Below are 13,706 nucleotides of genomic sequence, written 5' to 3' on the forward strand. Positions count from 1 at the left end.
GAGATGCAGGTGCCGGCCGTGCTCGGCGAGCCGATCCGGTTCGTGCTGAACTGGGGCCGCCGCTACTCGCTCTGGGTCTTCAACTTCGGCCTTGCCTGCTGCGCCATCGAGTTCATCGCGACCAGCATGGGCCGGCACGACTTCATGCGGCTCGGCGTGATCCCGTTCGCCCACGGGCCCCGGCAGGCCGACCTCATGGTGGTCAGCGGCACCGTCACCGACAAGATGGCCCCGGCGGTCAAGCGGCTCTACGACCAGATGCCCGAGCCGAAGTACGTGATCTCGTTCGGCGCCTGCTCCAACTGCGGCGGCCCGTACTGGGACTCCTACTCGGTGACGAAGGGCGTCGACCAGCTCATCCCGGTCGACGTGTACGTGCCCGGCTGCCCGCCGCGCCCGGAGGCGCTGCTGCACGGCATCCTCCGCCTTCAGGAGAAGATCGCCGCCGAGCAGTCCGGCATCGGCGGCGTGGCCCGCCCCGACGCGCTCACCTCCCCGGCGGACGCGGTGGCGCGGCCGGTCGAGTCGCTGACCGCACCCCCGGTACGCCCGCCGGCCGGCTGAACCGCCGGGTGGCGGCGCGGGGCTAGCCTGCGGCCATGACCGACCTCGCGGAGGAGCGCTCCGCATTCATCATCGACGTGCTGACCGAGGAGTTCGGCGCGTCCATGGCGATCGACCCGGCGGCGTTCCGCCGCAAGTTCCGCAAGATGGCGGCGTCACCGTTCGCCTTCTACCGGGGCAGCGCCGCGCTGTTCTACGCCGACCAGCGCGGCGACTTCGGCAGCGACAGGTTCCTCGACGAGCGGACCAGCCGGGTGTGGATCCACGGCGACCTGCACGCCGAGAACTTCGGCACCTACATGAACGCCTCCGGGCAGCTCGTGTTCAACGTCAACGACTTCGACGAGGCGTACGTCGGGCCGTTCACCTGGGACCTGAAGCGTCTCGCCGCCAGCGTGGCGCTGCTCGGCTACGCCAAGGCGCTCTCCGACCGGGTGATCGGCGAGCTGGTGGCGGGCTTCGCGCGGTCGTACCTGGCCGAGCTGCGGGCCATCGCCGCGGGCGGGGACGACGCGATCGGCTCGATCACGCTCGACAACGCCGACGGCGTGCTGCGGCGGGTGCTCCAGCAGGCACGGCTGAACACCCGGGTGGACCTGCTCGCCGGGCAGACCACTGTCGACAACTACGAGCGCCGGTTCTCCCTCGGCGACGGTGTGTACGAGATCGACGACGCCACCCGGGAGAAGGTCTGCGCGGCGTTCGCCGACTACCTGCACACGCTGCCGCAGTCGGCCACCCGGATGCGTCCGGTGGCCACCGGCATCAAGGACGTGGTGCTGCGCAAGGGCGTCGGCATCGGGTCGGCCGGGCTGCCGTCGTACAACGTGCTGCTGGAGGGGCACACCCAGGCGCTGGAGAACGACGTCGTCATCTACATGAAGCAGGCGCAGGTGCCGGCCGTGGCGCGGTACGTCGACGACGAGCGGGTCCGGTCGTACTTCCGGCACCAGGGGCACCGCACCGCCGAGTCGCAGCGCGCGTTGCAGGCGCACGCCGACCCGTGGCTGGGCTTCACCGAGCTGGACGGTGTCGGGCAGCTCGTCGCCGAGGTCTCCCCGTACGCGGCCGACCTGGACTGGGCCGACGTGAACGAGCCGGAGGAACTGTCCGGCGTGCTCGCCGACCTGGGCCGGGCGGTGGCCCGCATGCACTCGGTCGCCGACGACGAGTCCAGCCACGACCTGGTCGACTACTCCACCGAGGAGGCGATCGTCGCCGTGGTCGACGCCGAGCCGGAGAGGTTCGTCAACTACCTGGTCGACTTCGGGCACCGGTACGGGATCCGGGCCCGCGAGGACCACCAGCTCTTCGTGGACCTGTTCCGCAACGGCCGGCTACCCGGCATCTGAAGGGCCGGGGCACCGGATCCGGCGCCCCGGCTCACTGCGTGAAGTCCAGCACCGTCTTGATGTCCTCACCGACCGAGGCGTACGCCTGGCGGTAGCTCGACAGCGGCACCCGGCGGGTGATCAGCGAGGTCAGCCACGACTGTTCGGCCTGGGCGAGCGCCTCGGCGGCCATCTCCCAGTGCCGCCGCCCGGCGTTCACCGAGCCGAACACCACGTTGTTCTCCAGCACCAGCTCCCGGTTGAGCGCCCCGGCGTCGAAGTTGACGGTCCGGCCGCCGCTCGACACACCGGTGAGGCAGACGATGCCGGTGGGCGCGGCCTTGCACATGGCGTCCAGCACCACCGTGGGAGCGCCGGTGCACTCGATCACCACGTCGGGCTTCACGTCCAGCTCGGGCACCGGCGCCGTGTGGTACGTCGCCCCGAGCGCCCGGACCAGCTCCGGCTTCGGCCCGGTGGTGTTGCGGTCCAGCACGTGCACCGACAGCCCACGCTGGCTGCCGAGCAGCGCGGCCAGCAGCCCGATCGGGCCGGCGCCGGTGACCAGCACGGTCTGCGGTTTCCACTCGGCACGGCGGCCGATCCGCTCGATGTGGTCCCACGCCTTCGCCACCACGCTCGCCGGTTCCAGCAGCACGCCCACCGAGGCGAGCGCCGGGTCCAGGCCGACCGCGAACTTGGGCTGCAACCGCCAGCGTTCCCGGGCGAAGCCGGGCAGCGCCTTGATGCCGTGCTCGGTGTACCGCCCGTTGCGGCACATGTCCCACTCGTCCACCGCGCAGTTCGCGCAGGGCACCGGGTCGGGGTGGCGGACCACGCCCGCGACCAGGTCGCCGGGCTGCAACGTGCCGGTCGGGTCGTCCAGCACGCGACCCAGCGACTCGTGCCCCAGCACCAGCCGATCCTGGCCCGGCGGCGCCTCGCCGTACTCGCCGGCCACGATCTCGTGATCGGTGCCGCACACACCCACCGCCAGCGCCTCGACCAGGATCGCGCCTTCTTCCGGCGGCGGCTCGGGCCAGTCCTCGGCGAGCCGCAGCGAATCCGGGACACCGGGGGTCACAGTCACAGCGCGCACGGACCCATCTTTCCGCGCGCTGCCGCCGCGCGTCCGGCAAAGCGACGATCCGGCCCGGGCGGCCCGACCCGGTCCGCAGCCGTCGGCCATAGGATCAGCGCATGACTCCGGAAGAGGTCGGCTCGCGAGTGGTCGCGCTGCTCGCGCCCGTCGAGGCCACCGCGTCCGTGTCCGGCGGTCAGGGGTACGCCCGCGCCACCGTCGACGTACCCCCGGCGAGCTGGGCGGACGCGGTGCGTGCGGCACGCGACGACGCCGAGCTGGATCTCGACTTCCTGGACTGGCTGTCGGCGGTGGACGAGCTGGCCGACGGCTTCGACGTGGTGCTGCACCTCTGGTCGGTCCGGCACCGGCACGGGCTGCTGCTGCGCACCCGGGTGCCCCGCGACACGCCTGTCGTCGCGTCGGTGGTCGGCCTGTTCCCCGGCGCCGCCTGGCACGAGCGCGAGACGCACGAGATGTTCGGCATCGACTTCGCCGGCCACGGCGAGCTGCGACCGCTGCTGCTGCCGCCGGAGTTCGAGGGGCACCCGCTGCGCAAGGAGTTCGTCCTCGCCTCCCGGGTCGCCAAGCCGTGGCCTGGCGCGAAGGAGCCGGGCGAGTCGGAGGCGGGCGGCGGACGCCGGCCGGTCCGCCCGCCGGGCGTGCCCGCGCCGGGGGAGTGGGGCACGACGCCCACGCCGGCGGGTGCGGCTGGTGCCGGTGAGGGCCCCCGCGGGGGTACGCCGGCCCGCCCGGCCCGGGAACGCCCGGCGCGGCCCGCCCCGGGTGAGCGCCCGGCGCGGCCTGCTGCCGCTGAGCGTCCGGCGCGGCCGACTGCCGGGAATGCTCCGGAGGGGCCTGTTTCCGGGGAGGCCGGGGCGGGGTCCGCTGCTGCTCCGGCGGCCGGTGAGGCGGGTCCGCTCGGGCGGCCGCTGCCGGGGGAGCGGCCGACCGGGCCGCCCCGCCAGGAGCCGGAACCCGGCGCGACGGGGGAGAGCTGATGCCGGACTGGCTGGAACTGGTCCTGCGGGTGGCCGGAGTGCTTGTCGCGTTCCTCACCCTGCCGCTGATCGTGGGCCAGGCCGAGCACAAGGTGATGGCGCACATGCAGGGCCGGCTGGGCCCGATGTACGCGGGCGGCTTCCACGGCTGGGCCCAACTCGTGGCCGACGGCATCAAGTTCGTGCAGAAGGAGGACGTCACCCCGCGCGACGCGGACCGGCCGGTGTTCCGGCTGGCGCCCGCGGTGGCGCTGGTGCCGTACCTGCTGGTGCTGCTGGTCATCCCGCTCGGGCCGGGTGACCTGGTCGCCCAGCCGCTGGACATCGGCCTGTTCTTCGTGCTCGCCGTGGTGGGCGTCGGCGTGCTGGCCGTGCTCATGTCCGCCTGGGCGTCGGCGAACAAGTACAGCCTGCTCGGCGGGTTGCGCGGCGCGGCCCAGCTGCTCGGGTACGAGCTGCCGCTGGTGCTGGCCGCCGCCTCGGTGGCGATGGCGGCGGGCACGCTCAGCCTGCCCGGCATCGTGGAGGCGTGGCAGCCGTGGTGGCTGCTGTGGCAGGCGCCGGCCATGGTGATCTTCTTCGTGGCCGGGCTGGCGGAGATCCGCCGCCCGCCGTTCGACATGCCGGTGGCCGACTCCGAGCTGGTGTTCGGCTACATGACCGAGTACACCGGCCTGCGGTTCGCGTTCTTCCTGCTCGCCGAGTACGTCGGCATCGTGGTGATCGCGGCGCTGACCACTGTGTTGTTCCTCGGTGGCTGGCAGGGTCCGTTCGCCGACGCGCAGCTCGGCTGGCTGTGGACGCTGCTGAAGGTCTTCGCCGTCGCCTTCGTGATCATCTGGCTGCGGGTGAGTTACCCGAGGCTGCGCGAGGACCAGCTCCAGCGCCTCTGCTGGCTGGTCCTGGTCCCCCTGGCCCTGGCCCAGCTCGTCCTGACCGCCGCAGTCCGCCTGGCCCTCTAACCCGCCCTCCCCACCTCCCTCCCGCCCTCCCTGCCTCCCCGGCGATCTTGCACTTTATGCCCCGGCGAAAGGGGCAAAGCCCTCAGCTTCAGGGCCCAAAGTGCAAGATCGACGAGGTAAGGCGGGGCGGGGCGGGGCGAGGCGGGGCGGGGTGAGGGCGCGGGTCAGCGCAACGGGGTGTGGGACGGGTCTACGCGCTCGGAGGGGGGTGGGGGCGGGGGTGGGGTGCCGTCGCCGAAGGGGCGGCCGCCCAGCTCCTCCCGGCCGTGCGGGGTGAGCCAGTTGCTCAGGTCGGGGCCGAGCGGCACGATCCCGGTCGGGTTGATGTCCCGGTGGACCTCGTAGTAGTGCCGCTTGATGTGCACGAAGTCGATCGTGTCACCGAACCCGGGCGTGGTGAACAGGTCCCGCGCGTACGCCCACAGCACCGGCATCTCGCTGAGCTTCTGCCTGTTGCACTTGAAGTGCCCGTGGTAGACCGGGTCGAAGCGGACGAGCGTGGTGAACAGCCGTACGTCCGCCTCGGTGATCGTGTCGCCGACCAGGTAGCGCTGCCCGGCCAGCCGCTCGCTCAGCCAGTCCAGCCGGTCGAACAGCCTGTGGTACGCCTTGTCGTACGCCTCCTGGCTGCCGGCGAAGCCGCACCGGTAGACGCCGTTGTTGACGTCGGCGAAGACGACCTCGTTCACCTCGTCGATCTCGCCGCGCAGCGGTTCCGGGTAGAGGTCCGGCGCGCCCGGCCGGTGGTACGCCGTCCACTCGGTCGTCAGGTCCAGGCTCATCTGCGCGTAGTCGTTCGTCACCACCTGCCCGGTGGGCACGTCGACCAGCGCCGGTACGGTGATGCCGCGCTCGTAGCCGGGGAAGCGGGCGAAGTACGCCTCGGCCAGCCGCGAGATGCCCAGCACCGGGTCCTTGCCGTCCGGGTCCAGGTCGAACGTCCAGCTCCGCTTGTCGTGTGTCGGCCCGGCCACCGCCATCGAGATGGCGTCCTCCAGCCCGAGCAGGCGGCGGACGATGATCAGCCGGTTGGCCCAGGGGCAGGCCCGGCTGACCGCCAGCCGGTAGCGGCCCGGCTCCACCGGCCAGTCGTTCCGCCCGTCGCCGGTGATCCGGGTGGCGATGTAGCGCTGGTCGCGGGTGAACTCGCCACCCGGCTCCACGTACTTGCCGCCGGTCCGGTCCAGGACCTCGTCGTCGCTGCCCACACCCACCTCCGAGTTCGCTTTTCGCTCCCATCATCGCCGCTCCGGCGGCTCCCGGCAGGGCGAGTGCGTCACAGAGGGGCATAGGCTGCCGGCCGTGACCGATGTGGAGGCGGCGGCCCGGCGTTTCGTCGCCGACGTGTGGAACGCCGGGCGCGAGGAGAGCGCGTACGAGCTGGTGGCGGCGGACTGCCCGGGGCTGGGCGGCGCCGGCCCGGCGGCGGTGCTCGCGTGGCACCGGGACCGGCGTGCGTCGTTCCCCGACCTGCGTTACAAGATCGTCGAAGTGGTGGCGACAGGTACGCGGGTGGCGGTGCGCTGGCGGGCCGCCGGCACCCAGGCCGGGCAGTTCGGCCCGGTGCCGCCGACCGGCCGCGTGGTCAGTTATTCGGGCGCGACGTTCCTGCGCTTCGACGACGACGGCCGGATCCTGGACGTGTGGAGCGTCAACGAGCTGTTCCAGGTGCTCCAGCAGCTCGGCGTGGAGATGCTGCCGCCGCTCACACCCGGCGAGGCGTGATCCGGCTGATCGGCAGGTTCACCGGGAACGGCTCGCCGGTGTCGACGAACTTCGTCCACCGCCCGGTCTCCGTGTAGACCTCGTGCACCGGATCGATCTTGTAGGTGTAGACGACGATGTCCTCGTCCTCGATCTCGATCCGTCAGTGGAACGGAATCCCGGCCTGGGCGTAGAGCGCCGGCTTGAGGACGCGGTCGATGGACCGGGTGCTGGGCGAGACGATCTCCACGGCGAGCACCACCTCGTGCGGCTCGTACCGGGACGGCTCGCGCGCGGCGGCGGTTGCGGTGGTGACCAGCACGTCCGGGATGAAGGAGCGGGTGCGGTTGATACGCACCTCCACACCCTGGGTCACGTCGTACCCGTCGGGGCAGTCCTCGTCGAGCGCGACCATGAGCAGGGCCGCGATGCTCTGGTGGGTCCGGCCGCGCAGCGACATGAGCAGCACTCCGTCGAGCAGTTCGCGGCGGTGCCCGTCCTCCGGCAGCAGGTCCAGATGATCGGTCGTCCACCCGCCCGGGGGCGGCCGGAAACTCTCCAGGTCAGTGGTCACCGACCAGCCCTTCCCGGTGCGTCGTTCTCCCCGCGCTCACGATACCGCCGCCAAGAGCCGGGTGGTGGTCGCGCTCGCCCGGGCCACAGGGCAGGATGGGCGGCATGAGCGAGCACGGTGGAGTGCCCGGTGCCGGGTTGGTGAAGGGCCTGGCGGTCACGTTGAAGACGATGACGCGCCGCTCGACCACCCAGCAGTACCCGGACGTCGAGCCTGAGCTGCCGCCGCGCTCCCGTGGCGTGATCGCGCTGCTGGAGGAGAACTGCACCGTCTGCATGCTCTGCGCGCGCGAGTGCCCGGACTGGTGCATCTACATCGACTCGCACAAGGAGGAGGTGGCGGTGCCCGGTGCCGCCCGCCCCCGCCAGCGCAACGTGCTCGACAAGTTCGACATCGACTTCTCGCTCTGCATGTACTGCGGCATCTGCGTCGAGGTCTGCCCGTTCGACGCGCTCTACTGGTCGCCCGAGTTCGAGTACGCCGAGTACGACATCAAGGACCTGCTGCACGACAAGGACCACCTGGGCGAGTGGATGGCCACCGTGCCGCCGCCGCCGGCCCACGACCCGCTCGGCGACCCCTCCAAGGAGGAGACCACCGCCGCCCGGAAGGCGGCGGGTCCGTCGGCCCGTCCGGCTCCCACTCGGGTACGCCCCGACGCCGCCGCCGATCCGGGCGGAGGCGCCGCCTCATGACCGGTGCGGACGTGCTGCTGCTCGCGCTGGGCGCGGTGGCGGTGGGCGCGGGTGCGCTGGTGGTCACCACCCGCCACCTGGTCCGGGCCGGGCTGTGGCTGGTGGTCTGCCTGGGCGCGCTCGCCGGTGACTACCTGGTGCTGACCGCCGAGCTGGTGGCCTGGGTGCAGGTGCTCATCTACGTCGGCGCGGTGGTGGTGTTGCTGCTGTTCGCGGTGATGCTGACCCGCGCGCCGATCGGCCCGTCGGACGACCTGGACCGGCCGGGCTGGGCCGCCGCGCTCGTCGGCGCGGGCAGCGGTCTGGGCCTGGCCGTGCTGCTGATCGACGCGTTCCGCTGGTCCCGGGTGGACCTGCCCGCCGCCGGCACCGCCGAGCGCATCGGCGAGCAGGTGTTCCGCTCCTGGGTGCTGCCGTTCGAGGTGCTGTCGGTGCTGCTGCTGGCCGCGCTGGTCGGCGCGATCGTGCTCTCCCGCCCCGACATCGGCCGCCGGTCCGCCGACGAGGGCGGGCGTCCGTGAGGCCGGTCATCCCGTACGTCACCGCCGCGCTGCTGTTCGGCCTCGGCGTGTACGGCGTGTTGCGCCGCCGCAACGCCGTCCTGGTGCTGATGGCTGTGGAGTTGATGCTGAACGCGGTGAACCTGGTGCTGGTCACCGCCGACACCACGGTCAAGGCCGTGCTGCCGCACTCCGGGCAGGTGTTCGCGCTGTTCGTGATCGTGCTCGCCGCCGCCGAGATCGGTGTCGGGCTGGCCATCGTGCTCCAGCTCTACCGGCTGCGCGCCAGCGTCACTGTCGACGACGTGCCGCTGGCCGAGCCGGAACCGGGTGTCGCGGTGACCCCCGTCGGGCAGCCGGCGACGGCAGCGCCGGGCGCGGAAGGAGCGGTCCGGTGAGCACACCGACGCTGTGGCTCGCCGCGCTGCTGCCCGCCGCGCCGCTGGTCGCCGGGCTGCTCGGCCTGCTGCTGCCGCCCGCCCCGCGCCCGGACCGGGCGGGGGCCCGACGGGCGGCTGTCGCGCTCGGCGTGGCCGGTGCGGCGGTGTCACTGCTGGCCGCGCTGGCGCTGCTGGTCCGCGTGGACGCCCCGGTCGAGGCGTCCACCACCTGGGTCGACCTGGGTGGCCTGCGGGTCACGCTGGGCCTGCGGCTGGACGGTGTCGCGGTGCTCGTCGCCACAGCCGTCGCCACTGTGGCGCTGGCCGTGCAGGTCTACTCGATCGGCTACCTGCGCCGGGGCCCGCACGACGACGTGGACGTCGACCACCGCTACCCGCCGTACGCGGCCCAGCTGAGCATCTTCACCGCCGCCATGCTCACCGTGGTGGTGTCCGGCGACCTGATCATGCTGCTGGTCGGCTGGGAGGTGATGGGCATCTGCTCGTACCTGCTCATCGCCCACGACCGGCGGCTGCCCGAGGCACCAGGCGCGGCGGTGAAGGCGTTCCTGGTCACCCGCGTGGGTGACGTCGGCTTCCTGCTCGGCATCGCGCTGCTCGGCGTGGGCGCGGGCAGTTTCCGGATCGCCGACGTGCTGGCCCACGACTACGGCACCGGCACGCTCACCGCCGCCTGCCTGCTGCTGCTCGCCGGGGTGGCGGGCAAGAGCGCCCAGTTCCCGCTGCACACCTGGCTGCCCGACGCCATGGCCGGTCCGACGCCGGTGTCCGCGCTGATCCACGCCGCCACAATGGTCGCCGCCGGGGTGTACGCGGTGGCCCGCCTGTTCCCGCTGTTCGAGCGCGCACCGGCCGCGCTCGCCGTGCTGGGTGTGATGGCCGCGATCACCATGCTGCTCGGCGCGTTCGCCGCCACCGCGCAGGACGACATCAAGCGGGTGCTCGCCTGGTCGACGGTCTCGCAGATCGGCTACATGACCGGCGCGCTGGCGGTCGGCGCACCCGCTGCCGCGCTGTTCCACCTGCTCACCCACGCCGCGTTCAAGGCGCTGCTGTTCCTCGCCGCCGGTGCGGTGATCCACGCCGTCGGCACCACGCTGATGTCCCGCATGGGCGGCCTGCGTACCGCCATGCCCGTGACGTTCTGGTGCATGGTGGTCGGCCTGGGCGCACTCGCCGGCGTACCCCCGCTCTCGGGTTTCTGGAGCAAGGACGGCGTGCTGGCAGCCGCCGAGGCGGCCGCGCTCGACGGCGTGGGGCCGACGGCGGCCTGGGTGGGCTGGCTGGTCTGGCTGGCCGGGCTGGTCGGCGTCGCGGTGACCGCCTGGTACGCGAGCCGCCTGCTGCTGCGCACGTTCCTCGGTGCGACCCGCACGCCGCTGCTGCGCCCGCACGACCCGCCCGCGCTGCTGCGCTGGCCGGTGCTGCTGCTCACGGTCCCGGCCGCGCTGCTGGGCCTGGCCGCGTTCGCGCCGTGGTTCGCCGACCGGCTGCGGGTGCCGGGCGACGACACCGGCGAGGCGGTCGAGCTGGTCCACCTCGCGCCGAACCTGATCCTGCCGTTCCTGCTGCTGCTCGCCGGTGCGGGCGTCGCCTGGGCGGGCTGGCGCCGCGACCCGGCCGCCGACCCGGCCCGCTTCCTGGGTCCGCTGCGGCCGGTGTTCGCCCGGGCGTTCCGGCTCGACGACGTCCAGCACACTCTCGTCGTACGCCCGGCGGGCGCGCTCGCGCGGGCCGTGCGTACCGGTGACGAACTGGGCGTGGACGGGCTGGTCGAGGGCAGCGGCCGGGCGGCGGCCGAGGCAGGCGGCGGCCTGGCCGCGCTGCACCGGGCGGCGCTGCCGCGCGCGGCGGCCGGGGTGCTCGCGGGCGCCCTGCTGATCGGCCTGGCGGCCGCCCTGATCGGAGTCACGTCATGACGTTCGGGCAGGTCCTGCTGGTCGCCGTGGTCGCGGTCCCGGCGCTCGGCGCGCTGGCCACAGCGGTCGTGCCGGGCGACCGGGCCGGCCGGGTGGTCGGCACCGCCGCGGCCGCGTTGACGCTACTGGCGACGTTGCCGCTGGTCGGCGGCGAGCACGGCTGGTTCGGGTACGGGCCCCGCCCGGCGGTGCAGCCGTGGCATCAGGTCGACCTGCCGTGGGTGCCCGGGCTCGACCTGCGCTTCCACCTCGGCGTGGACGGCATCTCCTGGCCGCTCGTGGTGCTGACCGCGCTGCTCACGCTGCTGTGCTGCGCGTACACGCTGTGGCGGGTGCCGACCGGCAGCGGCAGCGGGCGGGCGCTGGTGGCGTTGCTGCTGGTGGTCGAGGTCGGCATCCTCGGCACGTTCCTCGCGCTCGACCTGGTGCTGTTCTTCCTGTTCTTCGAGGTCGTCCTGCTGCCGATGTACGCGGTGATCGCCGGCTGGGGCGGCGCGGACCGGCGTCGGGCGGCCCGCAAGTTCGCCCTCTACACGCTGTTCGGCTCGGTGCTGCTGCTGGTCGGCGTCTACGTGGTGGTGGCCGCCGCGGGCACCGCCGACCTGGTCACGCTGACCGGCGGCGGCGGGCTGTCCCGGGGCACCCAGCTCGCGGCGTTCACGCTGCTGGCGCTGGCGTTCGCGGTGAAGAGCCCGCTCTGGCCGCTGCACTCGTGGCTGCCCGACGCGCACACCCAGGCGCCCACCGTCGGCAGCGTGATCCTCGCCGGGGTGCTGCTCAAGATGGGCACGTACGGGCTGATCCGGGTCGCCGTGGGAGTGGCCCCGGAGGGCGCCCGCTGGGCCGCGCCGGTGCTCGGCGTCCTCGCCGTCGCCGCGATCCTGATCGGTGGCCTGGTCTGCCTCGCGCAGGACGACCTGAAGCGGCTCATCGCCTATTCGAGCGTCGGGCACATGGGCTTCGTGCTGCTCGGGGTCGCCACGCTCACCGCCACCGGGCTCCAGGCCGCGCTGATCGGCAACATCGCCCACGGCGTCATCACCGCCCTGCTGTTCTTCCTGGCCGGTGCGGTCAAGGACCGCGCGCACACCGGCTCGCTGGCCGACCTGTCCGGGCTGCGGGAGACCGCGCCCCGGCTGGCCGGGCTGCTCGGCTTCGCGGCCGTCGCCTCGCTGGGGCTGCCCGGCCTGGCCGGGTTCTGGGGTGAGGCGTTCGCCGTGGTGGCCGCCGTGCGGCGGGGCGGCCCGCTCTGGCTGACGCTTGCAGTGCTGGCCGCGCTGGGCGGGGCGCTCACCGCCGCGTACTTCCTGCGGCTGCTGCGCCGGGTCACCCACGGGCGGCCCAGTCCGGCGGTGGCGGGGCTCGCACCCGGGTTGGCCGGAGCGGAACTGACCGCCTGGGCGCCGCTGGTGCTGCTCGCGCTCGCGGTCGGCCTGGCCCCGGCGCTGGTCCTGTCGTACGCCTCCGGCCCGGTGGAGGCGCTGCTGGGGGTCGTCCCATGAGCCTGGTGCAGCCTGTCGACAACCTGGCGATGCTGCCTGCGTACCTGGCCGCCGGCACGGCCGTGCTGGTGCTCCTGTTCGACCTGCTGGTGGCCCGGCCCGCCGTCACGGTGGCGGTGGCGGCGCTCGGCGCGGCCGGCACCGCGGCCGGCGCGGCACTGGTCGGGGCGGCCGGTGAGCGGCGCACGTTCTGCGTGGGCGCGGACTGCTCCTGGGTGTGGGGTGGCCGGGCCGCGCTGGTCGGGGCGGTGATCGCCCTGCTCACGCTCGGCGTGCTGGCGCTGTCCGGCCCGCTGCTGCGCGCCGGGCGTACCCCGGTCGGCGAGTACTGCTTCCTGCTCGCCTGCGCGATGACCGGGGGCGTGGTGCTCGGCGCGGCGGGTGATTTGATCACGCTGATCGTGGCGCTGGAGACGCTGACGCTGCCGCTGTACGTGCTCGTCGGCCTGCGCCGGGGCAGCCTCGCCGGTGCCGAGGCGGCGGTGACGTTCTTCGTGGTGAGCGTGGTCGCCACCACTGTGACGCTGCTCGGCGCGGCACTGCTCTACGCGGTCGCCGGCACGCTGCACCTGGACCGGCTCGGCGCCACACTGGCCGCCCGCGACGACCTGACCGGTCTGCCGCTGACCGGCGTCGCGGCGGCGCTCGTGGTGGCCGGGCTGGCGTTCAAGGTCGCCGCCGTGCCGTTCCACGCCTGGGCCCCGGCCACGTACGACGGCGCGCCGCTGCCGGTGGCCGCGTACCTGTCGACCGCCTCGAAGCTCGGTGGCGTGGTGGCGCTGCTGGCTGTGGTGCAGCGGGCCCTGCCCGGCGACATGACCGGCCCGGTGCTGGCGGCGCTGGCGGTGCTGACCATGACAGTCGGCAACCTGGTGGCGCTGCGTCAGAGGCGTACCGTGCGGTTGCTCGCCTGGTCGTCGGTGGCCCAGGCGGGGTACATCCTCGCCCCGCTGGGCGCGTTGGCGCTGGCCGCGGGCCGCACCGGCGACGCGCCGGCGGGCGCGTACGCGGCAGCCGTCGCGTACGCGATCTTCTTCGTGCTGCTGGAGCTGGCCGCGTTCGCCGCTGTGGTGGCGTTGCGCCCGGCGGACGGCGACGGCGGCACGCTGGCCGACCTGCGTGGCGCGGCGCGGCGGCATCCGTGGGTGGGCGGCGCGTTCGCGCTGGCGCTGATCGGGCTGGCCGGGCTGCCGCCGGGCCTGGCCGGGCTGTTCGCCAAGGTGACAGTGGTACGCGCGCTGCTGGCCGGGCACGCGGGATGGCTGGCGCTCGTGGTGGCGCTGAACGCGGTGATCGGCCTGGCCTACTACCTGCGGGTCACCGCCTCGCTCTACGCGACGCCTACCGACGCGGCGGCGGTCCGGCCCGCCCGGACCGTGGCGCTGGCGCTCGGCGTGGCCACCGTGGCGGCGGTGGTGATCGGTTTCGCACCGCAGCTGGTGCTGGACGTCGCGGCGCGCTGACCGGTTCCT

The 13,706-nt window shown here is 73.5% G+C and carries 14 protein-coding genes; 11 read left to right on the plus strand and 3 right to left on the minus strand.

Features of this window, described 5'->3' with window-relative positions; all coding sequences use genetic code 11:
- The first annotated feature begins 3 nt into the window (after positions 1-3).
- Both ACGFIA_RS11475 and ACGFIA_RS11480 read left to right on the plus strand, forming a co-directional pair.
- Positions 4-564 carry an NADH-quinone oxidoreductase subunit B family protein gene (locus ACGFIA_RS11475; protein ID WP_357383481.1) on the plus strand — a complete coding sequence of 187 codons (561 nt, stop codon included), beginning with the start codon at positions 4-6 and terminating at the stop codon, positions 562-564.
- A gap of 35 nt (positions 565-599) precedes the next feature.
- A complete protein-coding gene (locus ACGFIA_RS11480; RefSeq protein WP_357383483.1) occupies positions 600-1,916 on the plus strand; it encodes a DUF2252 domain-containing protein in 1,317 nt (438 codons plus the stop codon).
- Between the two features lie 31 nt (positions 1,917-1,947).
- Here the strand turns inward: ACGFIA_RS11480 and ACGFIA_RS11485 are convergent, their stop codons facing one another.
- Positions 1,948-2,994 carry a glucose 1-dehydrogenase gene (locus tag ACGFIA_RS11485; protein ID WP_357383485.1) on the minus strand — a complete coding sequence of 349 codons (1,047 nt, stop codon included), beginning with the start codon at positions 2,992-2,994 and terminating at the stop codon, positions 1,948-1,950.
- Positions 2,995-3,095: 101 nt separating this feature from the next.
- On the opposite strand from ACGFIA_RS11485, the gene ACGFIA_RS11490 reads away from it, so the two are divergent.
- A complete protein-coding gene (locus ACGFIA_RS11490; RefSeq protein ID WP_393259699.1) occupies positions 3,096-3,977 on the plus strand; it encodes an NADH-quinone oxidoreductase subunit C in 882 nt (293 codons plus the stop codon).
- Positions 3,977-4,939: an NADH-quinone oxidoreductase subunit NuoH gene (nuoH, locus tag ACGFIA_RS11495; protein ID WP_013288672.1), complete on the plus strand. Its 963-nt coding sequence runs from the start codon at positions 3,977-3,979 to the stop codon at positions 4,937-4,939. The genes ACGFIA_RS11490 and nuoH overlap by 1 nt, the downstream gene beginning before the upstream one ends.
- 164 nt (positions 4,940-5,103) lie before the next feature.
- Here the strand turns inward: nuoH and ACGFIA_RS11500 are convergent, their stop codons facing one another.
- Positions 5,104-6,147, minus strand: coding sequence for a glutathione S-transferase family protein (locus ACGFIA_RS11500; RefSeq protein WP_393259702.1), 1,044 nt, complete (start codon positions 6,145-6,147; stop codon positions 5,104-5,106).
- A 94-nt stretch (positions 6,148-6,241) separates the two neighbouring features.
- Between ACGFIA_RS11500 and ACGFIA_RS11505 the strand changes: the two genes are divergently transcribed.
- Entirely contained in the window at positions 6,242-6,664 is a 423-nt protein-coding gene (locus ACGFIA_RS11505) for an ester cyclase (protein ID WP_393259705.1), read from the plus strand.
- A gap of 142 nt (positions 6,665-6,806) precedes the next feature.
- Here the strand turns inward: ACGFIA_RS11505 and ACGFIA_RS11510 are convergent, their stop codons facing one another.
- Positions 6,807-7,217: a Uma2 family endonuclease gene (locus ACGFIA_RS11510; protein ID WP_393259708.1), complete on the minus strand. Its 411-nt coding sequence runs from the start codon at positions 7,215-7,217 to the stop codon at positions 6,807-6,809.
- A gap of 104 nt (positions 7,218-7,321) precedes the next feature.
- On the opposite strand from ACGFIA_RS11510, the gene ACGFIA_RS11515 reads away from it, so the two are divergent.
- The 6 genes from ACGFIA_RS11515 to ACGFIA_RS11540 are packed head-to-tail and all read left to right on the plus strand — an operon-like array spanning position 7,322 to position 13,697.
- Entirely contained in the window at positions 7,322-7,912 is a 591-nt protein-coding gene (locus ACGFIA_RS11515; protein WP_357474150.1) for an NADH-quinone oxidoreductase subunit I, read from the plus strand.
- The gene (locus ACGFIA_RS11520) at positions 7,909-8,433 is read left to right on the plus strand and encodes an NADH-quinone oxidoreductase subunit J (protein ID WP_357383493.1); all 525 of its coding nucleotides are present in this window, start codon (positions 7,909-7,911) and stop codon (positions 8,431-8,433) included. The genes ACGFIA_RS11515 and ACGFIA_RS11520 overlap by 4 nt, the downstream gene beginning before the upstream one ends.
- Positions 8,430-8,810 carry an NADH-quinone oxidoreductase subunit NuoK gene (nuoK, locus tag ACGFIA_RS11525; RefSeq protein WP_357383495.1) on the plus strand — a complete coding sequence of 127 codons (381 nt, stop codon included), beginning with the start codon at positions 8,430-8,432 and terminating at the stop codon, positions 8,808-8,810. The genes ACGFIA_RS11520 and nuoK overlap by 4 nt, the downstream gene beginning before the upstream one ends.
- On the plus strand, positions 8,807-10,732 hold the full coding sequence (locus ACGFIA_RS11530) for an NADH-quinone oxidoreductase subunit L (RefSeq protein ID WP_393259712.1): 1,926 nt from the start codon (positions 8,807-8,809) through the stop codon (positions 10,730-10,732). Before nuoK ends, ACGFIA_RS11530 begins: the two co-directional genes overlap by 4 nt.
- A complete protein-coding gene (locus ACGFIA_RS11535; protein WP_357474154.1) occupies positions 10,729-12,234 on the plus strand; it encodes an NADH-quinone oxidoreductase subunit M in 1,506 nt (501 codons plus the stop codon). The genes ACGFIA_RS11530 and ACGFIA_RS11535 overlap by 4 nt, the downstream gene beginning before the upstream one ends.
- Complete coding sequence (locus tag ACGFIA_RS11540; protein WP_357383501.1) at positions 12,231-13,697, plus strand: proton-conducting transporter membrane subunit; 1,467 nt, start codon at positions 12,231-12,233, stop codon at positions 13,695-13,697. The genes ACGFIA_RS11535 and ACGFIA_RS11540 overlap by 4 nt, the downstream gene beginning before the upstream one ends.
- The last annotated feature ends 9 nt before the right edge of the window (positions 13,698-13,706 follow it).

Origin of the sequence: Micromonospora sp. NPDC049203, assembly GCF_043197215.1 — a bacterium.
In the GTDB taxonomy this organism is placed as follows: Bacteria; Actinomycetota; Actinomycetes; order Mycobacteriales; family Micromonosporaceae; genus Micromonospora.

Excerpts from the sequence above, each read along its gene's own strand:
- ACGFIA_RS11490 (WP_393259699.1), top strand. The coding sequence starts at position 3,096 with ATGACTCCGGAAGAGGTCGGCTCGCGAGTGGTCGCGCTGCTCGCGCCC.
- ACGFIA_RS11475 (WP_357383481.1), top strand. The coding sequence starts at position 4 with ATGCAGGTGCCGGCCGTGCTCGGCGAGCCGATCCGGTTCGTGCTGAAC.
- ACGFIA_RS11540 (WP_357383501.1), top strand. The coding sequence starts at position 12,231 with ATGAGCCTGGTGCAGCCTGTCGACAACCTGGCGATGCTGCCTGCGTAC.
- ACGFIA_RS11535 (WP_357474154.1), top strand. The coding sequence starts at position 10,729 with ATGACGTTCGGGCAGGTCCTGCTGGTCGCCGTGGTCGCGGTCCCGGCG.
- ACGFIA_RS11520 (WP_357383493.1), top strand. The coding sequence starts at position 7,909 with ATGACCGGTGCGGACGTGCTGCTGCTCGCGCTGGGCGCGGTGGCGGTG.
- nuoH (WP_013288672.1), top strand. The coding sequence starts at position 3,977 with ATGCCGGACTGGCTGGAACTGGTCCTGCGGGTGGCCGGAGTGCTTGTC.
- ACGFIA_RS11480 (WP_357383483.1), top strand. The coding sequence starts at position 600 with ATGACCGACCTCGCGGAGGAGCGCTCCGCATTCATCATCGACGTGCTG.
- ACGFIA_RS11515 (WP_357474150.1), top strand. The coding sequence starts at position 7,322 with ATGAGCGAGCACGGTGGAGTGCCCGGTGCCGGGTTGGTGAAGGGCCTG.